22 protein-coding genes are annotated in these 24,843 nt (G+C 63.6%); 15 read left to right on the top strand and 7 right to left on the bottom strand.

The window, feature by feature from the left end; translation table 11 throughout:
- Positions 1–4: 4 nt before the first annotated feature.
- On the bottom strand, positions 5–892 hold the full coding sequence (locus RHIBR816_RS0115325; RefSeq protein ID WP_018237446.1) for a helix-turn-helix domain-containing protein: 888 nt from the start codon (positions 890–892) through the stop codon (positions 5–7).
- 177 nt (positions 893–1,069) lie between these two features.
- Between RHIBR816_RS0115325 and pobA the strand changes: the two genes are divergently transcribed.
- The 7 genes from pobA (at position 1,070) to RHIBR816_RS0115290 (ending at position 8,757) form a co-directional block, all read left to right on the top strand.
- Positions 1,070–2,242 (top strand): 4-hydroxybenzoate 3-monooxygenase, encoded by a 1,173-nt coding sequence (gene pobA / locus RHIBR816_RS0115320; protein ID WP_018237445.1) that lies wholly within the window; start codon positions 1,070–1,072, stop codon positions 2,240–2,242.
- Positions 2,243–2,470: 228 nt separating this feature from the next.
- Entirely contained in the window at positions 2,471–3,643 is a 1,173-nt protein-coding gene (locus RHIBR816_RS0115315) for an ABC transporter substrate-binding protein (protein ID WP_018237444.1), read from the top strand.
- Positions 3,644–3,808: 165 nt separating this feature from the next.
- Positions 3,809–4,675: a branched-chain amino acid ABC transporter permease gene (locus tag RHIBR816_RS0115310; RefSeq protein WP_018237443.1), complete on the top strand. Its 867-nt coding sequence runs from the start codon at positions 3,809–3,811 to the stop codon at positions 4,673–4,675.
- A 2-nt stretch (positions 4,676–4,677) separates the two neighbouring features.
- Positions 4,678–5,679, top strand: coding sequence for a branched-chain amino acid ABC transporter permease (locus RHIBR816_RS0115305; protein WP_026187030.1), 1,002 nt, complete (start codon positions 4,678–4,680; stop codon positions 5,677–5,679).
- Positions 5,676–6,440, top strand: a complete 765-nt coding sequence (locus tag RHIBR816_RS0115300; protein ID WP_026187029.1) for an ABC transporter ATP-binding protein — start codon at positions 5,676–5,678, stop codon at positions 6,438–6,440. The genes RHIBR816_RS0115305 and RHIBR816_RS0115300 overlap by 4 nt, the downstream gene beginning before the upstream one ends.
- The gene (locus tag RHIBR816_RS0115295) at positions 6,421–7,137 is read left to right on the top strand and encodes an ABC transporter ATP-binding protein (RefSeq protein ID WP_018237440.1); all 717 of its coding nucleotides are present in this window, start codon (positions 6,421–6,423) and stop codon (positions 7,135–7,137) included. Before RHIBR816_RS0115300 ends, RHIBR816_RS0115295 begins: the two co-directional genes overlap by 20 nt.
- Positions 7,138–7,464: 327 nt before the next feature.
- Positions 7,465–8,757 carry an NCS2 family permease gene (locus RHIBR816_RS0115290; RefSeq protein ID WP_026187028.1) on the top strand — a complete coding sequence of 431 codons (1,293 nt, stop codon included), beginning with the start codon at positions 7,465–7,467 and terminating at the stop codon, positions 8,755–8,757.
- Between the two features lie 321 nt (positions 8,758–9,078).
- Here RHIBR816_RS0115290 and puuE read toward each other — a convergent pair whose 3' ends face one another.
- Positions 9,079–10,494, bottom strand: a complete 1,416-nt coding sequence (gene puuE / locus RHIBR816_RS0115285; protein WP_018237438.1) for an allantoinase PuuE — start codon at positions 10,492–10,494, stop codon at positions 9,079–9,081.
- A 165-nt stretch (positions 10,495–10,659) separates the two neighbouring features.
- Between puuE and uraH the strand changes: the two genes are divergently transcribed.
- The 5 genes from uraH to RHIBR816_RS0115260 all read left to right on the top strand — a co-directional run bounded on the left by uraH (position 10,660) and on the right by RHIBR816_RS0115260 (position 16,140).
- The gene (gene uraH / locus RHIBR816_RS0115280) at positions 10,660–11,025 is read left to right on the top strand and encodes a hydroxyisourate hydrolase (RefSeq protein ID WP_018237437.1); all 366 of its coding nucleotides are present in this window, start codon (positions 10,660–10,662) and stop codon (positions 11,023–11,025) included.
- Positions 11,026–11,031: 6 nt separating this feature from the next.
- Positions 11,032–12,513 carry a xanthine dehydrogenase small subunit gene (gene xdhA / locus RHIBR816_RS0115275; RefSeq protein WP_018237436.1) on the top strand — a complete coding sequence of 494 codons (1,482 nt, stop codon included), beginning with the start codon at positions 11,032–11,034 and terminating at the stop codon, positions 12,511–12,513.
- A gap of 12 nt (positions 12,514–12,525) precedes the next feature.
- Complete coding sequence (xdhB, locus tag RHIBR816_RS0115270; protein WP_018237435.1) at positions 12,526–14,874, top strand: xanthine dehydrogenase molybdopterin binding subunit; 2,349 nt, start codon at positions 12,526–12,528, stop codon at positions 14,872–14,874.
- 5 nt (positions 14,875–14,879) lie between these two features.
- Positions 14,880–15,761 carry a xanthine dehydrogenase accessory protein XdhC gene (gene xdhC / locus RHIBR816_RS0115265; protein ID WP_026187027.1) on the top strand — a complete coding sequence of 294 codons (882 nt, stop codon included), beginning with the start codon at positions 14,880–14,882 and terminating at the stop codon, positions 15,759–15,761.
- A gap of 73 nt (positions 15,762–15,834) precedes the next feature.
- The gene (locus RHIBR816_RS0115260) at positions 15,835–16,140 is read left to right on the top strand and encodes a hypothetical protein (protein ID WP_018237433.1); all 306 of its coding nucleotides are present in this window, start codon (positions 15,835–15,837) and stop codon (positions 16,138–16,140) included.
- 80 nt (positions 16,141–16,220) lie between these two features.
- On the opposite strand, the gene RHIBR816_RS0115255 is transcribed toward RHIBR816_RS0115260, so the two are convergent.
- Both RHIBR816_RS0115255 and RHIBR816_RS0115250 read right to left on the bottom strand, forming a co-directional pair.
- Positions 16,221–16,871 (bottom strand): glutathione S-transferase family protein, encoded by a 651-nt coding sequence (locus RHIBR816_RS0115255; protein WP_018237432.1) that lies wholly within the window; start codon positions 16,869–16,871, stop codon positions 16,221–16,223.
- A gap of 85 nt (positions 16,872–16,956) precedes the next feature.
- The gene (locus RHIBR816_RS0115250; protein WP_018237431.1) at positions 16,957–17,907 is read right to left on the bottom strand and encodes a LysR family transcriptional regulator; all 951 of its coding nucleotides are present in this window, start codon (positions 17,905–17,907) and stop codon (positions 16,957–16,959) included.
- A gap of 356 nt (positions 17,908–18,263) precedes the next feature.
- On the opposite strand from RHIBR816_RS0115250, the gene RHIBR816_RS0115245 reads away from it, so the two are divergent.
- Positions 18,264–19,502 carry a urate hydroxylase PuuD gene (locus RHIBR816_RS0115245; protein ID WP_018237430.1) on the top strand — a complete coding sequence of 413 codons (1,239 nt, stop codon included), beginning with the start codon at positions 18,264–18,266 and terminating at the stop codon, positions 19,500–19,502.
- Positions 19,499–20,845: a guanine deaminase gene (gene guaD, locus RHIBR816_RS0115240; RefSeq protein WP_018237429.1), complete on the top strand. Its 1,347-nt coding sequence runs from the start codon at positions 19,499–19,501 to the stop codon at positions 20,843–20,845. The genes RHIBR816_RS0115245 and guaD overlap by 4 nt, the downstream gene beginning before the upstream one ends.
- A 135-nt stretch (positions 20,846–20,980) precedes the next feature.
- Here guaD and RHIBR816_RS0115235 read toward each other — a convergent pair whose 3' ends face one another.
- Positions 20,981–21,490 carry an Hsp20/alpha crystallin family protein gene (locus tag RHIBR816_RS0115235; protein WP_018237428.1) on the bottom strand — a complete coding sequence of 170 codons (510 nt, stop codon included), beginning with the start codon at positions 21,488–21,490 and terminating at the stop codon, positions 20,981–20,983.
- Positions 21,491–21,623: 133 nt separating this feature from the next.
- Positions 21,624–22,103, bottom strand: coding sequence for an Hsp20 family protein (locus RHIBR816_RS0115230; protein WP_026187026.1), 480 nt, complete (start codon positions 22,101–22,103; stop codon positions 21,624–21,626).
- A 267-nt stretch (positions 22,104–22,370) separates the two neighbouring features.
- Here RHIBR816_RS0115230 and RHIBR816_RS0115225 point away from each other — a divergent pair, with 267 nt between their 5' ends.
- Positions 22,371–22,676: a DUF982 domain-containing protein gene (locus RHIBR816_RS0115225; RefSeq protein WP_026187025.1), complete on the top strand. Its 306-nt coding sequence runs from the start codon at positions 22,371–22,373 to the stop codon at positions 22,674–22,676.
- A 56-nt stretch (positions 22,677–22,732) separates the two neighbouring features.
- Here the strand turns inward: RHIBR816_RS0115225 and pbpC are convergent, their stop codons facing one another.
- The gene (pbpC, locus tag RHIBR816_RS0115220) at positions 22,733–24,784 is read right to left on the bottom strand and encodes a penicillin-binding protein 1C (RefSeq protein ID WP_018237425.1); all 2,052 of its coding nucleotides are present in this window, start codon (positions 24,782–24,784) and stop codon (positions 22,733–22,735) included.
- Positions 24,785–24,843: the final 59 nt, after the last annotated feature.

Below are 24,843 nucleotides of genomic sequence, written 5' to 3'. Positions count from 1 at the left end.
TCCCTCACACACCAAGCCTCTGCCGCTCGGCGATCCGCCAAGTCCGCGGCGTCCTGCCGACATGGCGGACGAAGAAGCGCGAGAAATAGGCCGCGTCTGAAAAGCCGAGGCGGAAGCTGATTTCCTGGACGCTCGCACGGGTGAAGACGAGCTGGCGGCGCGCGGCATCCAGCAGCCTTTCGGCAATGACCTCGTGCACGCTCTTCCCGGCCATTACGCGGACCACGCGGTTGAGATGGGTCTGCGACAAACCAAGCTCGCGCGCATAGAATGCGGCCGGACGGTGGGTGAGATAATGCTGCCGGAGCAGGGCGTCGAAGCGTTCCATGCGCCGCTCATTTTCGCTGTCCCCGGCTGCGTCGCTGCCGCGCGGCGGTTCTGCGAGCCGCGCCGTCAGGCCCAGGACGGTCGTGAGATAGGCATCCATCAGGCCGATGCGGTGGCCGCGTCGCGCCTCCCATTCCTCGGCCAGGCGCTGCAATGTCTCGGAAATGTAGTGGCCGACCTCGCTGTCGCCGAGCGGCGTCAGGCGGGGTATAGCCAGCCAGCTGCCGAGCCTGTTGCGGCCACCCGGCGCGACCGGCAGATGCGATGCGAGCACCGTGAAGACGAAACCGTCGATATCTGGCGAAAAGCGGAAGCCATGGCTGACGGCGGGCGGGATGGTGATCACCGCCGGTGGCGAAATCGCCAAGACCGTCTCGCCGAACAGGGCATCGCCCGAACCCTTGGCGATGTACAGGATCTGAAAGAAGCTCTCGTGGCGATGAAGACCGATTTCCCAATGGTGCAGGCGGCTGCGTGATGGGATCGTCTCGCAATGCAGCCAGAAATCCGGTCGGTCTCCGGACTCCTCGCCGTAGAGCTCGTAGGTCGGGACGGGTCGCTTCATCTGTATCACGCAACGCTGATGTTCGAGAAGTCCAATTACTTGACAGAAATGTCCATTGAGACAAGGGCCGGCGGCGCGCAAACTTCCTGACAAAAGACAATTCTGGAAGCGGAAGGGAGACGCGGCTTCGCGGCCAGTCCGACGCCCCCAGGTGAGAAGGCATAGGTGAGGAGGTACATGCGAACCCAGGTCGTCATCATCGGTTCCGGACCGTCCGGTTTGCTGCTCGGGCAATTGCTGACGCTGGCAGGTATCGACAACCTTGTTCTCGACCGCGCCAGCAAAGACCACATTCTCGGTCGGGTGCGTGCCGGTGTGCTGGAGGAGGGCACGGTGCGGTTGATGGACGAGGCGCAATCCGGGGCCCGCATGCATGCCGAAGGCCTCCCGCATGACGGCTTTTCGCTCGCTTTCGACGGTCGCGATCATCGGATCGACCTCCACGGTCTGACGGGCGGCAAACGGGTGCTGATCTATGGCCAGACGGAACTCACCCGCGACCTGATGGATCATCGCGAACAGTCGGGCGCGTCATCGATTTACGAGGCGGGGAATGTGAAGCCGAATGACTTCGACGGCCATCGGCCTTACGTCACCTACGAAAAGGACGGCGTCACGCATCGCATAGACTGCGATTTCATTGCGGGCTGCGACGGTTTTCACGGGGTGAGCCGAAAGTCCGTGCCGGAGCGGGCGATCCGCGCCTTCGAGAAGGTCTATCCCTTCGGCTGGCTCGGCATCCTCGCCGACGTGCCGCCGGTCGATCACGAACTGGTCTATGCCAACCACCCGCGCGGCTTTGCGCTCTGCTCCATGCGGTCGCTCACCCGCAGCCGTTACTACATCCAGTGCCCGCTCGACGAGAAGCTAGCGGACTGGGACGACGAGCGTTTCTGGGACGAGTTGAGACGCCGCCTGCCGGCCCATCACGCCGAACGGGTGGTGACGGGACCTTCCTTCGAGAAGTCGATCGCACCGCTTCGCTCCTTCGTCGCCGAACCGATGCGCTTCAATCGGCTGTTCCTGGTGGGCGATGCCGCCCATATCGTGCCGCCGACCGGGGCGAAGGGACTGAACCTTGCCGCAAGCGACGTGCACTACCTGTTTGAGGGCTTGCACGAGCACTATCAGGATCGCTCCAATGCCGGCCTCGACGCCTATTCCGGCCGGGCGCTCGGGCGTGTCTGGAAGGCGGTCCGTTTTTCCTGGTGGATGACGACGATGCTGCACCGTTTTCCCGAGACCAGCGATTTCGACCAGAAGATTCAGGAAGCCGAGCTCGACTATCTGACCCATTCGCGGGCTGCCGCGATGGCGCTCGCGGAGAATTATGTCGGGTTGCCCTTTTGACTTAACCGTGCCGAGATCCGCGCAAGCGGGGCATCATGCATCAACGGTGAAGGATGCTCATGACCATGCGCTGTCCAAATGGCCGATTCATAACTGGAAAGTTATGTGGGGCGGGCTATCTTTCATTTTTCAACGCCGTTCCGCATGTCAAACTGACGGCGATCAAGTCTTGCAACTGATCTTGGGCGGCGCCGGACGGGAGTGAGCCGGGTGCCGTGGGGAGGAAAAATGAAACGGACTATTCTCGCCGCGCTTGCGGCACTCACAATTGCCGGTGCCGCACAGGCCGATACGATTAAGATCGGCGTCATTGGACCGTTTTCCGGTCCGTTCGCGCTGCAGGGCAAGAACTTCAAGGCCGGCATAGACGCCTATATGGCGCTGAACGGCAGTAAGGTCGGCGACGACGACATCGAGGTCATCTACCGGGACGTGCCCCAGCCCGATCCCGCCCAGTCCAAGGCCCTTGCGCAGGAACTGGTTGTCAAGGAAGGCGTGCAGTATCTTGCCGGCTTCTACTTTACTCCCGATGCCATGGCGGTGACGCCGCTGCTCGAGCAGGCGAACGTGCCGCTGGTCATCATGAATGCCGCAACCTCGGCGATCGTCACCAAGAGCCCGCTGGTCGTGCGTACGTCGTTCACGCTCTGGCAGACATCGACGCCGATCGCCAAGGTGGCGAGGGACGCAGGCGTCTCGAAGGTCATCTCGGTCGTCAGCGACTACGGCCCGGGCGTTGACGCCGAGAACGCCTTCAAGAAGGGCTTCGAAGCGGTCGGTGGGCAGATCGTCGAGGCGATCCGCATGCCGCTCGCTACCAATGATTTCTCGCCGATCATGCAGCGCGTCAAGGATTCGGGCGCCGAAGGGGTCTTTGCCTTCCTGCCGTCCGGCCCGACGACGCTGGGCTTCGTCAAGTCCTTCAACGAAAACGGCCTGAAGGGAGCCGGCATCAAGTTCTTCGCGCCGGGCGACCTGACGCAGGAATCGGACCTGCCGGCACTCGGCGAAGCCGCGCTCGGAATCCAGACGACTTTCCACTACGCCGTCTCGCATGATTCACCGGAAAACAAGGCGTTCGTCGAGGCGGCCGGCAAGGCGATCGGCAATCCGGCCGAGCTTTCCTTCCCCTCGGTCGGCGCCTATGACGGCATGCATGTCATCTACAAGATGATCGAGGCGACGGGTGGCGAGCAGGACGCTCAGAAGGCGGTCGATGCGGTCAAGGGGCTTTCCTGGACGAGTCCACGCGGGCCGGTATCGATCGATCCGGAATCGCGCCACATCACCCAGAACATCTATCTGCGCGAGGTCGCCAAGGCCGAAGACGGCACCTATTACAACAAGGAGATCGCGACTTTCGAGAAGCAGGGCGATCCCGGCCTTGGGGCGCTGAAGTAGGGATCGGTCGGCGAATTGGATGCGGGGCCCGCTGGTCCCGCTCACTGCATGTTTCCTTGAATCGTAGCCGATTCAAGGACAAAAACATGCAGCAATTCAAAGTGCTACAGCGACCTTTGTGCGTCTGAAAAGACGCACGGCGCTGTAGTGAAACGGGGTGGGCTTATGCAAACCGTCTTCAGCATCGCGGTCGACGCGCTCGCTTACGGCATGGTGCTGTTTGTGATCTCGATCGGACTTTCCGCCACCATGGGCCTCATGCGGGTCGTCAACCTCGCCCATGGCGCCTTCGCCATGATCGGTGGGTACATCGCCTCCTATGCCGCGCGCGATCTCGGTCTCGGCTACGGGGTTGCTGTGCTGCTTGCGATATTCGGCACGATCGTCATCGCCGTTCCGATCGAGCGCCTGCTTTACCGCCGCATCTACGGAGCGTCGGAACTCACCCAGGTGCTGATGACGATCGGCATCACCTTCTGCATCATCGGCATTGCCAATTACGTCTTCGGTCCGACGCTGAAGACGGTTCCGCTGCCGCCGTCATTGCAGGGTTCCGTCGATCTCGGCTTCCGCTCGATCGCCACGCATCGGATCTTCGCCATTCTTTGCGGTCTCACCGTCGCCGCCGCCCTCTGGTATCTGATCGAGCGAACCGGGTTCGGCGTGAAGCTCCGGGCGGCCGTCGACAATGCGGCGATGGCGGCCGCGCTCGGGGTGCGCACCCAGATCGTCTATGCGGTAAGCTTCGCCGTTGCCGTCGGGCTCGCCGCCCTGGGCGGTGTGGTGGGCGCCGAACTGCTGCCGGTCGAGCCCTATTACGCACTGCGCTACATGGTGACCTTCCTCGTCGTCGTCTCCGTCGGCGGCGCGGGGTCGATCCCGGGTGCGCTCATCGCCTGCCTGTTGCTCGGCGGCATCGATACGGCCGGCCGCTATCTCGTGCCGGAGTTCGGCGAATTCTTCTTCTACCTCGCGGTCATCGCCATCGTCTGCGTCTTCCCACGCGGCCTTGCCGGAAGGACAGGTTCATGACCATGGCGACGATGAACGATACGCTGGCAGGCGCGCGGGGCAAGGGACGCAAGTTCGGCCGCGACCTTGCCGGTCTGGCGGTGATCCTCGGGCTGGCCGTCGTCGGTTACCTGTTGTTTCCGAACAACCTCGCGCTTCTGACGCGCATTACCGCGATCGCGCTTCTCGTGCTGTCCCTTGACCTCGTGACCGGCTATTGCGGCGTGGCAACGCTCGGCCATGCTGCGCTCTTCGGCACGGGCGCCTATGCGTCCGGCATCGCCGCGGTCCACTTCGGCATTACCGATCCGCTTCTGATGCTTGCCTGCGGCATTCTCGGCGGCGCCCTTGCGGGCCTTGTCTGCGGCGTGGTCATTCTTCGTGCCCATGGTCTTCCGCAGCTCGTCCTGTCGATCGCGCTCATTCATCTGTTTCACGAGTTCGCCAACAAGGCCTCCTCCTGGACAGGCGGCAGCGACGGTCTGGCGGGTATCGCGCCCGATCCGCTGCTCGGTCACTTCGAGTTCGACCTCTGGGGCCGCACCGCCTATGTCTTCGGCATCGTCCTCCTTGCAGTCGTCTTTACGATCTTGCGGCTCATCGTCCGATCCCCCTTCGGCATGCTTTGCCGCGGCATCAAGGAAGACCCGGTCCGCATCCGCGCGATGGGCGCCTCGCCGAAGCTCGCTTTGATGAAGATGTACGTCATATCCGGCGCGGTTGCCGGCACGGGCGGCGCGCTCAATGCGATCTCGACGCAGGTCGTCGGCCTCGACAGCCTGTCCTTCACGCTCTCGGCCGAGAGCCTCGTGATGGTCGTCCTCGGCGGCACCGGTTCGCTTTTCGGCGCGCTCACCGGCACGATCGTCTTCATGTTCTTCGAGGACCTCGTCTCCGCCGCCAATCCGTTTCACTGGCTGACCATGGTCGGGGCGTTGCTGATCGCCGTCGTCCTCTTCGCCCCGAAGGGTCTTTACGGCACCCTTGCCGGTCTGGCGTCCAGATGGCGGAGGACGCCCCGGTGAGCGCGATCTTCGAAGTCAGGAACTTGAAGCGCGCCTTTGGCGGCCTCGCCGTCACCAATGACGTCAGTCTGGCCATGGCGCCGGGCGACCGCGTCGCGCTGATCGGCCCGAACGGCGCCGGCAAGACGACCTTCGTCGACATCGTCACCGGCAATCTGGCGCCGGACTCCGGCGATGTCCTGCTCGGCGGCGAGAGCGTCACGCGCACCGATGCGATCGGGCGGGTGCGGCGGGGGCTCGTACGCTCGTTCCAGGTGACGCGCCTCTTCCAGGAGATGACGCCTGCCGAACACGTGGCGTTGGCGATCCTGCAGCGCGATGGAGAGGCTGGTCGCATGTTCGGCCACTTCCTGATGATGCCGAAGGTCATGGCGGAAGTCGGCGAACTGCTCGGCAAGCTCGGGCTTCGCGAGCTGATGCACCGGCGCGTCGCCGAAATCGCCTATGGCCAGCAGCGGCTGCTGGAAATCGCCGTGGCGCTGGCGCTGAAGCCGAAGGTGCTGCTCCTCGACGAACCGGCGGCGGGCGTGCCGCAGAGCGACACCGGCCGCATCGAGCAGGCGCTCGCAGACCTTCCGGCCGATCTCGCCGTGTTGATGATCGAGCATGACATGGATCTCGTCTTCCGTTTTGCCAAGCGCGTGATCGTGCTTGCCGCCGGCACGATCATCTTCGACGGTTCGCCGTCGGACGTCACCAAGGATCCTCGCGTGCGCGAGGCCTATCTCGGGAGCTATGCCAATGCCGGCCACGCCGCTTGAGGTCGAAAATCTGTCGGCCGGCTACGGACCGACACGGGTGCTGGAGGGGATCTCCTTTTCCGTGCCTGCCGGCGCGCGGCTTGCCGTGCTCGGCCGCAACGGCATGGGCAAGACGACGCTGCTCGCCACGCTTGCCGGCCAGACGCGGCGTTACGAGGGGTGCATCCGGATCGGCGAGACGGATGTCACGGCGATGCCGAGCGCGTCGCGCGCGTTGAAGGGCCTGGGTTTCGTGCCGCAGGCGCGCTGCGTCTTTCCCACGCTCACGGTCGAGGAAAACCTCTTCGTCGGTCTCAAGGGCCGCCCGAAGAGCGCGCTCAAGGAAGCCTACGAGATGTTCCCGCGTCTCTACGAGCGGCGCAAGAATCTCGGTTCCCAGCTCTCCGGCGGCGAGCAGCAGATGCTGTCGACCGCCCGCTCGATCCTCGGGCGTCCCTCCGTCTTGCTTCTCGACGAGCCGCTGGAAGGGCTGGCGCCGGTTATCTGCGAGGAGCTGATGAAGGCCTTCGCCGAACTTGCGAAGACCGGCGACATGACCATCCTGCTCGTCGAACAGCGCATCCAGAGCGCCCTCGATTTCGCCGACCATGTCATCATTCTCGAACGGGGGCGGCTCGCCTGGAGCGGAACGCCGGCAGCGCTGACGAAGGATCACACGGCTGTCGAGCGGCTGCTCGGAGTCGGCGGCTTGCACTAACCTGCCGTCCGCTCGCCGCCGCGGGCCGCTTAGTCGTTTCGCCGGCCTGAGCGCGATTTTCCCAAGAGAATCCGGCTGAATGCCCTCAAAAATTTGAAAGTCTTTCGCTTTCGCCGTCGAAATGGGCGGCTAGCGATCATGCGCGCGACGCCGCACAATTAGGGCGCTGCATGGGTATCCCATCCGGCGCGGCCCAATGGTCGCCATGACCGCCCGACGAAGAATTCCGGAGAGGGGTCAAAAATGCAACGGCCGGACGCTGGAGGAGCAGCGACCTGGCCTCTGTTGTTCGGCTGCGTCGAGATGACGGCTGCCAAGGGAGGAAATATGCTTGAGCGACTGTTCAAACTGAAAGAGCACGATACGACGATCCGCACGGAGGTGGTCGCCGGTCTAACGACATTCCTAACGATGTCGTACATCATCTTCGTAAACCCCGACATCCTGTCGACCACCGGCATGGACCGTGACGCCATCTTCGTCGCGACCTGTCTTGCGGCGGCGCTTGGTTCCGCCGTCATGGCGCTCGTCGCCAACTGGCCGATCGGCATGGCGCCCGGTATGGGCCTCAATGCCTTCTTCGCCTTCACGGTCGTGGCCGCTCTCGGCTTCACCTGGCAGCAGGCACTTGGCGCGGTGTTCATCTCCGGCCTCATCTTCCTGTTCCTGACGGTCACCGGGGTCAGAAGCTGGCTGATCGCCGGCATCCCGCATTCGCTGCGCAGCGCGATTGCGGCCGGTATCGGCCTGTTCCTCGGCATCATCGCGCTCAAGAACGCCGGCATCGTCGTCGACAATCCGGCAACGCTGGTCGGCCTGGGCGACCTCAAGCAGACCGGGCCGCTGCTCGCAATCCTCGGCTTTTTCGTCATCGCCGTGCTCGACTCGCTGAAGGTCCGGGGCTCGATCCTGATCGGCATTCTCGTCGTCACGATCCTGTCGATGTTCCTCGGCGTGTCCGAGTTCAAGGGCGTGGTTTCCGCGCCGCCGAGCATCGCTCCGACCTTCCTGCAACTCGACATCATGGGCGCGCTGCATGGCGGCCTCGTTCATGTCATCCTCGTCTTCGTGCTCGTCGAGGTCTTCGACGCGACCGGTACGCTGATCGGTGTGGCGAAGCGGGCGAAACTGGTCGAGGAGGGCAAGCCGAATCGCCTCGGGCGCGCGCTGCTTGCCGACAGCTCGGCGATCATCGCCGGCTCGCTGATTGGCACCAGCAGCACCACGGCCTATGTCGAAAGTGCCTCCGGCGTGCAGGCGGGCGGCCGCACCGGTCTCACGGCGCTGACCATTTCGGTGCTGTTCCTCGCCGCGCTGTTCATCTCGCCGCTGGCGGCCGCCGTTCCGTCCTATGCAACGGCGCCGGCGCTGCTCTACGTGGCAGGGCTAATGATGCGCGAGCTTACCGAAATCGAGTGGGACGATCTGACCGAAGCGGCACCGGCGGCGCTGACCGCGATCGCCATGCCGTTCACTTACTCGATCGCCAACGGGCTGGCCTTCGGCTTCGTGAGCTACGTGGTCCTGAAGATCTGCACCGGCCGCTGGAGCGTCATCCATCCCGCCACGCAGATCGTCGCCGCCCTGTTCGTCGTGCGCTTCGCCTTCTTCGGGGGTTAGGACAATTCCCCTCCCCAACCCCTCCCCACAAGGGGGAGGGGCTTACAATGCCGCACGGCCCGCGTTCCGGTGGCCACATTTTCACCAGATGCAACGGTCCGAAATGGCAGGCGGTTGCGGCGCGTTAAGCCCCTCCCCCTTGTGGGGAGGGGTTGGGGAGGGGTGCTTCGAAAGGCTTTTTTTGAATCAAGCAATGAACGCAGTGCGTGCCGAAACGACGTCCAAGCTAAGTTCGCTTGGCACTACCGGGATGTACGAAACGGCCGGCCCGCAATATCGCGCGCCGGCCACCTTCGTGCGAAGTATCGCCGTTTTGCCTGCTCAACCCGCCAGCATCTCGCGAAGCCGCAGCAGGGCGATCCGCTCCACCTGACGGCAGGCGGTTTCGAACTCCGTCTCGCGGTCGCTGTCGATGCGGCTTTCGAAGGCGGCGAGGATGTCGTCCTTGCTGCGCCCCCTGACCGCAATGATGAATGGGAATCCGAATTTCTCGACATAGGCCGCATTGAGCTCGGTGAAGCGCTCGCGCTCCCGATCCGTGAGCGCATCGAGACCGGCCGAGGCCTGCTCGTTGGTCGAGCTCTCGGTCAGGCGCTTTGCCTGGGCAAGCTTGCCGGCAAGGTCCGGGTGGGCGTTAAGCACGGCAAGTCGTTCCGCATCGCTCGCCTCGCGGAAGACCGCGGTCAACGCCGCGTGCAGGCCAGTTGCCGTGTCGGTTGCCGGAGAAAGCTCGCCCGCGAAGGCGCGCTTGGCGATCCAGTCGGAATGCTCGAAGATGCCGCCAAAGCGGGCGACAAAGGCCTCTTCGGAAAGCCGCGACGGTCGATCGCCGTTGGGCTGGAACGGATAAGCCTCCGCCCAATAGCGGGCAATGTCGATGCGGCGGGCCAGCCAGACCTTGCTGTGGCTCTTCACATAGTCGATGAAACGGGCCAATGCAGCGGCCCGGCCCGGCCGGCCGGCGAGGCGGCAGTGAAGGCCGATGCTCATCATCTTCGGCGATCCCGCCTTACCCTCGGCATAGAGAACGTCGAAGCTGTCCTTCAAATAGCTGAAGAACTGGTCGCCGCTGTTGAAGCCCTGCGCCGTGGCGAAACGCATGTCATTGGCGTCGAGCGTATAGGGGATGACGAGTTGGTGCCGATTCTGGTGCTCGTGCCAATAGGGCAGGTCGTCGGCATAGGAGTCGGAGACATAGTCGAAGCCGCCGGCTTCGGTGACGAGGTCGAGGGTGTTTTCCGAACAGCGGCCCGTATACCAGCCGCGCGGCCGCTCGCCTGTTACGATCGTGTGGAGCCGGATCGCCTCGGCGATCTCGGCGCGTTCCCGTTCGGTGCTGAAATCCTTGTGCTCGATCCATTTCAAGCCGTGGGAGGCGATCTCCCAACCGGCATCCTGCATGGCCGCGACCTGTGCCGGCGATCGCTTGAGCGCCGTCGCGACGCCGTAGACGGTGACCGGCACCTGCCCCTCGGTGAAAAGCCGGTGCAGCCGCCAGAAGCCGGCACGCGCGCCATATTCGTAGATCGACTCCATGTTCCAGTGGCGCTGGCCGGGCCAGGCCTGCGCGCCGACGATTTCCGACAAGAACGCTTCCGACGCCGCATCGCCGTGCAGCACGCAGTTTTCGCCGCCCTCTTCGTAGTTGACCACGAATTGCACGGCGATCCGTGCTTCGTTCGGCCAGCTGACCTTTGGATTGGGGCCATATCCCTGGAGATTACGGGGATATCTCATGCAACTCTCCTCCTGATATTGTGTGCGGATGCCAATTCGTACCGGTAATGAAGCAGGCCCATTCCCCTCGAAAAATTTGAAAGTCTCGAAGCCTACGCCCGCTACACAAAGGTGGCGTCGCTTCGGATACTTCATTCGTCGAAAGTGAGTGGAGGAGCGACACGCATGCAGATTCATGGCGGAAACGCTGGTCGCCTGACGACCCATGTGCTGGATACGGCGAGCGGCAAACCTGCCGCGAACCTGCGCATCGAGCTTTACCGCCTCGATGGCGAGTGGCGCGAGCGCATCGCTTCTGCGCGGACCAACGAGGACGGCCGATGCGACGAGCCGCTGCTCAGCGGCGAGACGATGACGACCGGCATCTACGAGCTGCGCTTCCACACCGGCGAATATCTGGGCGCTGAGAGCGGCAGCAATCCGTTCCTCGATCTCATCCCGATCCGCTTCGGCATCGCCGATCCCGCCGCGCATTATCACGTGCCGCTGTTGCTTTCGCCCTACGGCTATTCCACCTATCGCGGGAGCTGACCGGCCATGACGATCGAAGTCCGCAATACGATCCGCTTTCACCTGAATGACCGGCTGGTCGAGCTTGGCGATGTCTCGCCGGTCCAGACGCTGCTCGATTTCCTGCGCATCGACCGCAATCTGCGCGGCACCAAGGAAGGCTGCGCCGAAGGGGATTGCGGCGCCTGCACGGTGCTTGTCGGCCGCCTTCACGACGGCAGGCTGAAATACGAATCCGTCAATGCCTGCATCCGTTTCGTCGCCTCGCTCGATGGCTGTCATGTCGTCACCGTCGAGGCGCTTGCAGAGCCGGACGGGCCGCTTCACCCGGTGCAGCGGGCGATGGTCGACACGCATGCGTCGCAATGCGGCTTCTGCACGCCGGGCTTCGTCATGTCGCTCTACGGCCTCTGGATGGAAAACCCCAGGCCGAGCGTTCAGCAAATCGAGAAGGCGCTGCAGGGCAATCTCTGTCGCTGCACCGGATATGCCGCCATCATCCGCGCCGCTGAGGCGATTTCATCGATCGGCGAGGTCGGAAAGGACCCGTTGGTTGCCGAACGCGAGAAGATCGCGCGCGAGCTGGCGGACCTAAGGGATGGCCGGCGCGTCGAGATCGGCAACGAGGCCGACCGCGTGGTGCTGCCGGCTTCGCTCGACGATTTCGCAGCAGTCGTCGAGGCCAACCCGAAGGCGACGATCGTGGCCGGCTCCACGGATGTCGGGTTGTGGGTGACGAAATTCATGCGCGACATCGCACCGGTCGTCCATCTTTCCCACCTCGAGGAATTGCGTCGGATCTCCGTCGACGAAGAGGGCATCACGCTGGCGGCCGGGGTGAGCTACACCGAAGCCTATCCCGTGATCGTCCACCACTTCCCGCAATTGCGCGAACTCTGGGACCGGATCGGCGGCGAGCAGGTCCGCAACATGGGCACGATCGGCGGCAATATCGCCAACGGCTCGCCGATCGGCGATACGCCGCCCGCGCTGATCGCGCTTGGCGCCTCGGTGACGTTGCGGAAGGGCGGGAACAGAAGGACGGTGCCGCTCGAGTCCTTTTTCATCGCCTATGGCAGGCAGGATCGTGAGCCCGGCGAATTCGTCGAGTCCGTCCGGATTCCGTTCCTGGGCGATGCCGACCGCTTTGCCGTCTACAAGGTTTCCAAACGGCTGGACGAGGATATCTCCTCCGTCTGCGGTGCGTTCCGCGTGACGCTTGATAGCGAGGGCAGGGTCGCGGATGCGACGATCGCCTTCGGCGGCATGGCCGCGACACCCAAGCGCGCAACGAATGTCGAGGCCGCTCTCAAGGGGCAAGGCTGGACCGGTGCCGCGATCGAAGCGGCCGTCGGCGCCTTCGAACAGGATTTCACGCCTTTGACCGATTGGCGCGCCTCGGCGGATTATCGCATGCTCGTCGCCAAGAACCTCCTGCGTCGCTTCTATCTGGAGACGCAGGACAAAGCGATTGTCCGTATCGACCGCACGGTTGCGGTCGCTGTCTAGGAGGGTGGAGCGATGAATGTGATGCAGCCCATCGACCGCATCCGCGGCGGCGTCCACGAGCAGGAGCGGCATGAATCCGGTCACAAGCATGTGTCGGGCACGGCCGAATATATCGACGACATTGCCGAACCGGCCGGCACGCTGCACGGCTATCTGGGACTGTCGCAACGCGCCCATGCGGAAATCCTGTCGATCGATTTCGAGGCGGTGGAGAGCAGCCCCGGCGTCGTCGGCATCCTGACGGCCGAGGATATTCCCGGCGAGAACGACATCAGCCCGGCGCACAAGCACGACGACCCGGTCTTCGCGACGGGGAAGGTCGAGTTCCATGGGCAGCCGATCTTTGCGGTGATCGCCACCTCGCGCGACGCCGCCCGCCGGGCCGCGGCAAGGGTGAAGATCGAGTATCGCGACCTGCCGCATGTGACCGACGTCGTCAAGGCGGCGGCCGCCAACTACCCGCTGGTGATCGATCCCCTGAAGCTCGAGCGCGGCGATATCGACGCCGGTTTCGCCAAGGCGCAGAACATCGTCCAGGGCGAGATGCGGATCGGCGGCCAGGATCATTTCTATCTCGAAGGACACATCTCCTTCGCCATCCCCGGCGAGGACGACGAGGTGACCGTCATCGCCTCGACTCAGCATCCGAGCGAGACACAACACATGGTCGCCCAGGTGCTTGGGCTTCCGTCGAACGCGATCACCGTCAACGTCCGCCGCATGGGCGGCGCCTTCGGCGGCAAGGAGACGCAGGCCAACCTCTTCGCCGCGGTTGCGGCCCTGGCCGCGAGGAAATACCGTCTTCCGGTGAAGGTGCGTCCCGACCGGGACGACGACATGACGGCGACCGGCAAGCGCCACGACTTCCATGTCGACTACAAGGTCGGCTTCGACGACGATGGCCGCATCGAGGCGGTGGACGCGGTCTTTGCGGCGCGCTGCGGGTTCTCGGCCGATCTCTCCGGTCCGGTGACCGACCGCGCGCTGTTCCATGCCGACAATTGCTATTTCTATCCCAACGTGCGGCTGCGTTCGCGACCGCTCAAGACGAACACGGTGTCGAACACCGCCTTCCGCGGCTTCGGCGGACCGCAGGGCATGGTCGGCGGCGAGCGGATGATCGAGGACATCGCCTATACGCTCGGCAAGGATCCGCTCGAAATCCGCAAGCTGAATTTCTACGGCGGCGAGGGACGCAACCTGACGCCCTATCACCAGACCGTTGAAGACAACATCATCGGCCGGATCATCGAGGAACTCGAAGCTTCCGCGGATTATGCCGCCCGGCGTGAGGCAGTGCTCGCCTTCAACCGCGAGAACCATGTGATCAAGCGCGGTATTGCGCTGACGCCGGTGAAGTTCGGCATCTCCTTCACCAAGACCGAATACAACCAGGCCGGCGCCCTCGTCCATGTCTATACGGACGGCTCGATCCAGCTGAACCACGGCGGCACCGAGATGGGGCAGGGGCTCTATACCAAGGTCGCCCAGGTGGTCGCGGATGAGTTCCAGGTCGATCTCGACCGCATCAAGGTGACGGCGACCTCGACCGGCAAGGTGCCGAATACCTCGGCGACGGCCGCCTCCTCGGGCTCGGACCTGAACGGCATGGCGGCCGCCAATGCGGCGCAGCAGATCAAGGCACGGCTCGTCCGCTTCGCGGCGGAACGCTACGGAGTCAGCGAAGCCGATATCGTCTTCGAACCGAACGTGGTCAGGATCGGCAGCGAACGCATCGCCTTCGGAGATTTCATCCGGTCGGCCTATGCGGCCCGCGTGCAGCTTTCGGCGGCCGGCTTCTACAAGACGCCGAAGATCCACTGGAGCCGCGCGGAAGGAAGGGGACGTCCGTTCTACTACTACGCCTACGGTGCTTCCTGCTCGGAAGTCAGCGTCGACACGCTGACCGGCGAGTACCAGGTCGAGCGCACCGACATCCTTCATGACGTCGGCAAGTCGCTCAATCCGGCACTCGATCTCGGCCAAGTCGAAGGCGCCTTCGTGCAGGGCATGGGCTGGCTGACGACTGAGGAATTGTGGTGGGATGCGAAGGGGCGGCTGCGCACCCATGCGCCGTCCACCTACAAGATCCCGCTCGCCTCCGACCGGCCGCGCGTCTTCCACGTGCGGCTGGCGGAATGGTCGGTCAATCGTGAGGAAACGATCCGCCGCTCGAAGGCGGTCGGGGAACCGCCCTTCATGCTGGGCATTTCCGTGCTTGAGGCGATATCCATGGCAGCGGCAAGCGTTGCGGAGTATCGTATCCCGCCGCGCATCGATGCTCCGGCGACACCGGAACGGGTGCTGATGGCGATCGAGCGGCTGCGCAACGCGGAGCCGCGCCGCAAAGCGGACGGATGACAGGCATGACGGGCAGAGAGGATATTCGGCATTTCCTGGGCGGCGATGCGGCCTGCATTCTCGTCGAAGTGACCGGCGCCGCAGGCTCGACGCCGCGCGATACGGATGCCTGGATGCTCGTCTCGAAGGAGCGCACCTTCGCCACGATCGGTGGCGGCCAACTGGAATACATGGCGATCGACCATGCCCGCCAACTGCTCAAGGGAGCCGCAGCCGATGACCGGCTGGCGATCCCGCTCGGGCCGGAGATCGGCCAGTGCTGCGGCGGGCGCGTGGCGCTGGCGTTCAAGGCCGTCGGTCCGGAAACCCGGGCCGCATTGATGGAGCGCAGCGACGCTGAAATCGCGTGCCGGCCGCATGTCTATGTCTTCGGGGCCGGCCATGTCGGCGACGCGCTCGCCATTGCGCTGTCGCTGGTGCCGGTCCGAACCGTGCTCGTCGACACCCGCGAAAAGGAGCTGTCGGCGGTCGACGTGCCGGGTATCGAAACCCGCCTGACGGCGATGCCGGAGGCGGTCGTCCGTGACGCCCCGCCGGGGAGCGCCTTCGTCATTCTCACCCATGACCACGCGCTCGATTTCCTGATCGCCGCGGAAGCGCTTGGCCGCGAGGATGCCTGCTATGTCGGCATGATCGGCTCGAAGACGAAGCGGGCCACCTTCAAGAATTGGCTGTCGCGCGAGGTTAAACGTCCAGGGCTGTTCGATGGTCTCGTTTGCCCGATCGGAGGCACGGCGGTGAAAGACAAGCGGCCCGCCGTCATCGCAGCGCTGGCCGCCGCGGAAATCATGACGGCTGTACTCACGCAGCAGCAAAAGGGCGCGGCGCCGTCCAACGAGCGGAAACGGGTGAAGGCGAAGGCCGGTTCCTCATCACCCCGGTGGTGAATATCCGATTTGCGTTGACCGTTTCCGCTGGCGAGGCGACACTTGCTACCTGCAGCAAGGCGGGAGGAAAATAATGGCCGAGCCGGACAGTTGGCGCCACATGGCAAGCGCACCGAAAGACGGCAGTCGAATTCTCGTCACGATCCGCCCGTCCGAACAAGGGGCGGCAGAAGTTGACCTCGCCTATTGGTCGAATGGCGACCAGTTCGGTGCAGAAGGCTGGCGCGCCTCTGATTCCTCGCCCGGCCGCATCGTCGAATACGCCGAGCCGGAATTGAAGTGCTGGATGCCGATGCCCTCGGCCAATCTCAATCGCACGTCGATGCCCTCACCCTGGGAAGGCGACGACGATCAAGAGCTCGACGGGTCGGGGATTTAAGACCTGTTCCGCCATGCTGCGAAGCTGATACGAAACGAGTGGCAAGATCCAACGCGACGACAGTGCACCACGAAGCTTTGTCAGTCGGTCGATGCGGCGGTGAAAACCGCCAATTGAGCGTCGAAAGCACGCTTGTATGCGGGTCGCGCTTCGCCGCGGGCGACATAGGCGGAAAGGTTCGGATACTCGTCCAGAATAGCCGATCCTTTCAACCTGAGCAGCACCGACACCATCAGAAGGTCGCCGGCGCTGAATTCTCCTTCGAGCCAGTCGGCATCGCCGAGGCGACGGGAAAGGGCGCCCAGCCGGTTCCGGATGCTGTCCTCGAGGGCATGCAGGCGCTCTTCGTACCAAGGCTTGTCGCGCTCGAGGATCATGGTGAGAGCCCGGTCGAAGACCGGCGGCTCCACCGTGTTGAGCGCGGCGAACATCCATGTGATCGCGCGCGCCCGGGCATTAGCATCGGCCGACAGCAGGCCCGCATGCCGCTCGGCGATATGGAACACGATCGCCCCCGACTCGAACAGGGCGAGACCGCCTTCTTCATAGGTCGGAATCTGCCCGAATGGTTGCAGCGCCAGATGCGCGGGTTCCTTCATCGCCTTGAACGAAAGAAGACGAACGTCGTAAGGCTCGCCCACTTCTTCGAGCGCCCAGCGAACCCGCATGTCGCGCGCCAGCCCCTTGCCGCGGTCTGGCGACCGTTCAAAGGCGGTAATCGTAATCGTCATCGCTGTTCTCCATAGCTTGTCCGTCTTGAAGACGATTGGCTAAACGAGAGTCCGACACACATGCTCGAGAGATAGTCCTCGCGCTCTACGCCAGGGTTTCCTGCACCCGCGCTGTCGCAGGCTCGGCAAGAATCCTGCCGATCAGCCGCTGGCAGCGCTCGGCCATGAAGTCGATCATCAGCCGTACCTTCGGATCCTGGAACCGCTTGTGTGGATAGATTGCCGCGAGCTGCGCGCCCAAGGGCGGGGTCTCTTCGAGGATCGGGACGAGCAGTCCTTCGTCGATATACTGCTTCACCTCGAAGAGCGGCTTGTTGATGATGCCGCGGCCGTCGAGCGCCCATTGGGTGAGCACATCGCCATCGTCGGAATCATAGGGGCCGCCGACCTCGAACTTGCGCGCGCCCTCTGGCGTCTGCAGCGTCCAGTAATATTCCTTCGATCCGGGATAGCGCAGCAGCAGACAGTCGTGGCGCTCGCTGATCAGCTCGTCCGGCGTAATTGGCACGCCGCGCTTCTCGAAATAGCTTGGCGCGCCGCAGATGACGCGATCGCAATTCATGATGCCGCGCATGCGCAGGTTCGAATCCTCGAGAATCCCCAGCCGGAAGGCGACATCGATGCCCTCGCTCAGGATATCGACATTGCGGTCGGAAAGACGAAGACGAACCTCAATGTCCGGATAGCGGTCGTGAAATTCTGGCACGCCCGATGCGATCAGCCTCCGACCTATGCCGAGCGGCGCGGTAATCCGCACGGCCCCCTTCGGATTGCGCGACAGATCGGCAATGGCGCTTTCCGCCTCGTTCACCGCCTCGAGGATCTTCACGGCGCCGTCGTAGAAGACCCGGCCATGCTCCGTCGGCGTCAACTTCCGGGTCGTGCGATTGAACAGGCGCACGCCCATATGCCGCTCCAACTCCTTGATTCTGTTGCTGGCGACCGCAGGGGTCACCCGCTGGTCGCGGCCGGCGGCCGACAGCGTTCCAAGTTCCACGACGCGTACGAAGACGCGCACATTATCGAGATAGGACATGCTCCCGCCTCCGCTCCTCAGGGGTCAGATTACCGCTCCGGTGACCAGCCTATTTTATAGTTTTTTTTGAAAGAGTTGGCGATCTCGCGGCATTTCTCGCCGCCTCAAGCAATGACACATAATGCGGCCCAATGCATGTCGCCCGAAAGTGCGCAGCGGTTTTGGGACAACGGCATGCATGAAGACAAAGATCTAGCGCATCGGCCCGAAAATCGGGATCGATTTTCGGAAAGCACGATGCGTAGATTCAAAGTGTTACAGCGTCCTTTGCGCGTCCGAAAAGACGCGCGGCGCTGTAAAGCGCGTCACGTCAACTCGTTTGAACGCGACGCGCTTTAGAGAAATGGGAGGCCTCTATGTACGAATATGCCATTGCCTGGGATTGGCTGACATTTGCGGTGCGGTGGCTGCATGTCATCACTGGCATCGCCTGGATCGGATCGTCCTTCTATTTCGTAGCGCTCGATCTCGGCTTGCGGCAGCGTCCGGGCATGCCCTTGGGCGCCTATGGCGAGGAGTGGCAGGTCCACGGCGGCGGCTTCTACCACATACAGAAATATCTGGTGGCGCCGGAAAACATGCCGGAGCACCTGATCTGGTTCAAATGGGAATCCTACGTCACCTGGCTTTCCGGCTTCGGCATGCTGGCGCTCGTCTATTATGCCGGTGCAGATCTCTACCTGATCGATCCGAGCGTGCTCGACGTGTCGAAGCCGACGGCAATCGCCATCTCGCTGGCATCGCTCGCCTTCGGCTGGCTCGCCTATGACACGATCTGTCGTTCGCCGCTCGGCAACGACAACACCCGCCTGATGGTGCTCCTCTATTTCATTCTCGTCGCCGTCGCCTGGGGCTTTACCCAGCTCTTCACCGGCCGCGCCGCCTACCTGCATCTCGGTGCCTTCACCGCGACGATCATGTCGGCGAATGTGTTCTTCATCATCATCCCGAACCAGAAGAAGGTTGTCGCCGACCTGATCGCCGGCCGCACGCCGGATCCGGCCCTCGGCAAGCAGGCGAAACAGCGCTCGACGCACAACAACTACCTGACGCTGCCTGTCCTGTTCCTGATGCTGTCGAACCACTATCCGCTCGCCTTCGGCACGGCGTACAACTGGATCATTGCCTCGCTGGTCTTCCTGATGGGCGTCACCATCCGCCACTGGTTCAACACGCAGCATGCCCGCAAGGGCAGCCCGACCTGGACCTGGCTCGTCACCGTGCTCCTCTTCATCGTCATCATGTGGCTTTCCACCGTGCCTAAGGTCCTCTCCGAGGGCGGGGAGGCGAGGGCGTCCACCACAGAGCAGGCGGTCGTTGCCACCGCGGATTTCTCGAAGGTGCGTGACACGGTGCTCGGTCGCTGCTCCATGTGCCATGCGCGGGAGCCCGGCTGGGAGGGCATCGTCGTGCCGCCCAAGGGCGTCATTCTCGAAAGCGACGGCAATATCGTCGAGCATGCCCGCGAAATCTATCTGCAGGCGGGGCGTTCGCGCGCCATGCCGCCCGCCAATGTCACCGGCGTCACCGAGGAGGAGCGGCAGTTGCTGGCCACCTGGTACGAGACGGCCGTGAAGGAAGGAACAATTCAATGAGTGATTTGCTGATCCGCGGCCGTGTGCTGACCTTTATCAAGGAGCCGGAGGGCATCGACGATGCCGGCGCCTATCGCTATCACGAGGACGGCGCCGTTCTCGTCCGCAATGGTAAGGTGGCCGATATCGGCACCTATGATGACGTGGCGAAACAGGCCGGCAGCGGCATCCGGATCGCCGATCATCGCCCCAATCTCGTCCTGCCGGGGCTTATCGATACGCACCTGCATTTCCCGCAGACGCAGGCGATCGCGTCCTATGGCGCGCAGCTTCTCGAATGGCTGAACACCTATATCTTCGTCGAGGAGCAGAAATTCAGGGAGCCGCAACACGCCGCCTTCATCGCCGGACGCTTCATGGACGAGCTTCTCGCGAACGGCACGACGACGGCCGTCGCCTATTGCTCCGTGCATCCGGAAAGCGTCGATGCCTTCTTCACCGCGGCCGAAGAGCGCAACATGCTGATGATCGGTGGCAAGGTGATGATGGACCGCAACGCACCCGAGGCGCTGCGCGACACGCCGCAAAAGGGTTATGACGAGACGAAGCAGCTGATCGGCAGGTGGCACGGCCGGGGACGGGCGCATTACGCGATCAGCCCGCGCTTCGCCATCACCTCGACGCCCGAGCAGATGGAGATGAGCGGCGCGCTCGTCGCCGAGCATCCGGACTGCTACGTGCAGACGCATCTTTCCGAGAACAGGGACGAGATCGCCTTTGCCACCTCGCTCTATCCCGAGGCGAAGGACTATACCGATATCTATGCGCGCTACGGTCTTCTCGGCCGCAAGACGCTGCTCGGCCACTGCATCTATTTGAGCGACCGCGAGATATCGTTGCTTGCCGAAACCGGTGCGGTCGGCGTGTTCTGCCCGACCTCCAACCTGTTCCTCGGCAGCGGCCTGTTCGATCGCGACCGCTTCGACAAGCTCGGTGCCCGCCATTCGGTCGCAACCGATGTCGGCGCCGGTACGAGCTTCTCGATGCTGGAAACCATGGACGAGGCCTACAAGGTGCTGCACCTCCAAGGCCAGCGGCTCTCGCCGTTCAACTCCTTCTATATGATGACGCTCGGCAACGCCCGTGCGCTCGACCTCGAGCACCGGATCGGTTCGCTGAATGCCGGGGCCGACGCCGATATCGTCATCCTCGACAGCCACGCCAAGCCGGCGATGGAACTCAGGATGCAGGTGGCCTCGTCGCTTGCCGAAGAGCTCTTCGTGCTGCAGACCATGGGCGACGATCGCTGCGTCGCCGAAGTCTATGTGGCGGGGCGGTCGATGAAGCACGGCAGGAGAGAGCACGCCAAAACTCCGATTGAAAGAGCGGAAGCGCTGGCATAGATGGCGGCGATTGGCAGGCTCCGATCTGGAATTCGAAAGTTAGGAAGCCGTAGTAGAGGGTTGAAATAATGCAAGATTCCCGCGTCCGAGAAGCTGCGGGAATCCTCTATCACGGATTCGGACTCTCGTCCCGGCCTACTGCCTGTTGATCGCGATGCGTTTCGCCTTGGATTGGCCCTGTTCCGTCTTCGGAAGGGTGACCGTCAGCACGCCGTTGCGGAACGTCGCATTCACCTTGCTTTCGTCGATGTCGTATCCAAGCGGGATGCGCCGCTCGAAGCGGCCATAGAAGCGCTCGGAGAACTGGTTCTCCTGGTCTTCGGTCTCGGAGCGCTTTTCACCGCGGAGCGTCAGCGCGCCCTCGGAGATGAACAGCTCGACATCCTTTTCCTCAAGCCCGGGCAGTTCCGCCGTCAGCTTGATTTCCCTCTCCCGATCGGAGACCTCGACGCTCGGCCAACCGGCTCCGAACCCGGAATATCCGGAGGCCATAGGCAGCCGGCTGTCGAAGCCGCGGAAGACGTCGTCGAACAGGCGGTTCATTTCCCGGTGAAGCGCGAGGAACGGGTTGCGATCGCCTTCACGATAGGCTGCCGGAAATTGTCCCTGTCCGCGGCCCCAGGGGATGAGATCACGTACGTTCATTTGTCAGCTCCTTTCCTTGGCGGATGGAGCGGGATACTCTGGGGGGATTTCCCGGATCCCGCCCCTCTAGCTCTGTAAGGCCGAAGCGCCGACATCGCCGGCGCTTCGGCGGGGATTTTGCCGCGCCGTCCCGCTAGGCGGCGTGCTTGTCGCCGTCGATCTGCTTGTTCACCTCGCCGGCGGGCAGCGCGTCGGCCTGCTGGATATCGATGCGCCGCGGCTTCATCTGCTCCGGAAGCTCGCGGACGAGATCGATCGTCAGCAAACCGTTGGCGAGGTTTGCGCCGGTGACCATCACATGGTCGGCAAGCTGGAAGCGGCGCTCGAAGTTACGGGCGGCAATGCCGCGATAGAGATACTCCGCATTGTCCTCGCCGGCCTTCTCACCGCTGACGACGAGCAGCCGCTGCTCGTGCGTGATGGTGAGTTCATCCGGGCTGAAGCCTGCAACAGACATCGCTATGCGATACTGGCTCTCACCAAGGCGCATGATGTCGTAGGGCGGCCAGTTGTCGGCGGGCGCCATGCGGTTTGCAGAATCGAGCAGTTCGAACAAGTGGTCGAAGCCCACGCTGGAGCGTGACAGCGGCGAAAAATCGAAGGTTGTTCTCATAGCCATATCCTCCTTGAGCAACATGGACGATGAGGAGCGCCGAAGAGTACGGCGCTCCTCGACTGTAGGGCCCCTGAAAGGCGGTCCCACCATCGATTTAGTCACTCAAATCGTGGATTCAAGAGGTATTTCACGCCCATTTGACCGCTTCTCGGACGCCGCGAGACGAACTGCGTGGCGGGGGCTTGTCGGGTTCTTGAATCTGGCTTCTCGACGCCAAATATCTCTGTGCGTGCGATCATTGACGGCATCAGAAAGGAGGAAAAAATGCTTCTCAATGAGATTCCCTGGACGATACCCCTGACAGTGCGCCTTTCGAACGGCCTGGAACGGACCTTTACCTCCGTATACGAGGCCGTCGATTTTCTCGAGAACGAGTGGCCGCTGCGCAAAGGAGAGCGCTACGAGCGCGCGCTGCGCACCTGCCTCCGGGCACTGAACAGGATGACACCGGCGGCGGTGGCGCGGGAGGCCTTCATTGCGGCCTGCCTCGAGGCGGGGATGCCGCTGGTGATGGTGACGCCGCGCCACGAACCGCGAGGCGCCGAAGCAAAGACAGCCCTATCAGCCTGATGGAGGGAGTGATTGGTCGGAAGCGCTGCGTCCTTCCGACCAATGGGCTTCGAGCATCATTCGACAAAAACGCGCACCGTAGAGGCTCGGCCCAGCGCGTCGATGACGGTCAGCGTCGAATAGCCGCCGCCGTCGGGCAGCCATTGGCTGACGCGGCGGCGCGTCACGTCCGGCAGCGGTTGGCCGTTCGCCAGCCAGCGGAACGGGGCCCGGCCGCCCTGCATTTTCAGCGTCAGCGGCGTGAGTGTCAGGCCGGCGCTTGCGCCGAGATCGACGCGCGCTCCCTCCGGCGGGAAGACGATCTGCGGTGCGCCCTCGCGTATCGATGTCGATGGCAGGCCGTTCGCCGTCAACGAGAAGCGCCGGTGCCCGATCGGCAGGTCGGCCTGGGCGAGGCGGAGGGCGCCGGCCGGTGCATCCGGCAGCGGCGTAATGGCGATGCCAGTCTTGGCAAAGCCTTCAAACAGGATCGGCGCGGCCGCGCCATAGCCGGTCAGCCCCGGCACGGCGCCATTGTCCGGCCGCCCCACCCAGACCCCGAGCACATACCGGCCGTCGAAGCCGACCGACCAGGCGTCGCGATAGCCATAGCTGGTGCCCGTCTTGTAGGCGATGCCGCGCTGGCGGGTCCCGGCCGGAGGCAGCACGCCGGAGAGGATGTCGGCGACCTGCCAGGTGGCGACCGTCGAAAGCAGCGGCTCGCCGTCGATCAACCCCGGCTTTCCCTCGATACCGTCGCCGAGCCGAACCGGCCAGCCGCGATTGGCAAGGCCAGCGTAAAGCTGCACGAGATCGCGAAGCGTGATGCCGACGCCGCCGAGGCCGATGGCCAATCCCGGCGCTTCGTTCGGCGGCAGCTTCGGCCGCACCTCGGCACGGCGGAAGCGCACCATCAGCCGCGCCGGCCCGACCGCATCGAGCAGCCGGATTGCCGGCACATTGAGCGAAAGCTGCAGCGCCTCACGCACGCTGACATCGCCCTGGTAGCTCATGTCGAAGTTGCGGGGCCGATAGCCGAAGAAATCCGCCGGCCGATCCTCGATGATTGTCTCCTGGCTGACGATGCCCTCTTCGAAGGCAAGCCCATAAATGAACGGTTTCAGCGTCGATCCGGGCGAGCGGGTGATCCGGGTCATGTCGATCCATCCGGATCGGCTGGCGTCGAAATAATCGGCCGAACCGACCTTGCCGACGATCTCGCCGGTTCTCGCATCGGCCATGACCATTGCCACGGAAACCTTCGGCCCCAACCGCTCAGCGCCCTCTTGCGCCACCGCTTCCAGTCCGCGCTGGATTTCGCGTCGGAGCGTCGTCTCGTGGCGGAGCGCCTTCGGGTCCTTGCGAAGCGCAGTTTCTGCGAGGTGCGCCGCATGGGCCGGCAGTTGCAGCCGGCGGGTCGGAATGGCGGTCATCGCCGCGCGCTCCGCCTCGCCTTGGCCGATGACTTTGGCGACCGCGGCGCGGCCGAGCACCCGTTCTCGTGCGGCATCGGCGGCCGCCAGGTTGCGGTCCGGGCGACGCTTCTCGGGCAATTGCGGCAGCGCGACGAGCAGGGCCGCCTCGCCGACCGAGAGCCGGCGCGGCTCCTTGCCGAACCAGGCGAGACTTGCGGCACGCACGCCTTCGAGATTGCCGCCATAGGGGGCATGGGTGAGATAAAGGTCGAGGATCTGATCCTTGCTGAGGCGCCGCTCGATCTGGATGGCGCGTGCGAGCTGCAACAGCTTCGCCGTCCATGTCCGCCGCTCGCGCGGCTCGATCAGCCGCGCCACCTGCATCGAGAGCGTCGAGGCGCCGGAAACGATGCGGCCATTGGTGACGAATTGCAGCGCTGCCCGTCCGAGCGCCAGCGGGTCGACGCCGTGGTGATCGCGAAACCGCTGATCCTCATAGGCGATAAGCATGTCGAGGAAACGCGGGTCGACATCCTTGACCGTCGTCTTCAGCCGCCAGCGACCGTCGGGGGTGGCGAAGGCGCGCAACAGGCGTCCATCCTTGTCGACAACCTCGCGCGAGAAGATCTGGGCGCGCTCAAGTGGCGGCGGGAATGCCCGGTCCGCCCATTCGAGGCCGAGGGCGAGACCAGCCAGGATGAAGCCAGTCGACAAGGTGCTTAGGACGATTGTTCGAAGCCGGAACTGTCGGGATCCGACCGGATTGATTGGGC

Origin of the sequence: Ensifer sp. BR816 (assembly GCF_000378985.1) — a bacterium.
GTDB lineage: Bacteria > Pseudomonadota > Alphaproteobacteria > Rhizobiales > Rhizobiaceae > Sinorhizobium.
Note: the sequence above shows the minus strand (reverse complement) of the source record. Positions and strands in the feature narration are given on the sequence as shown.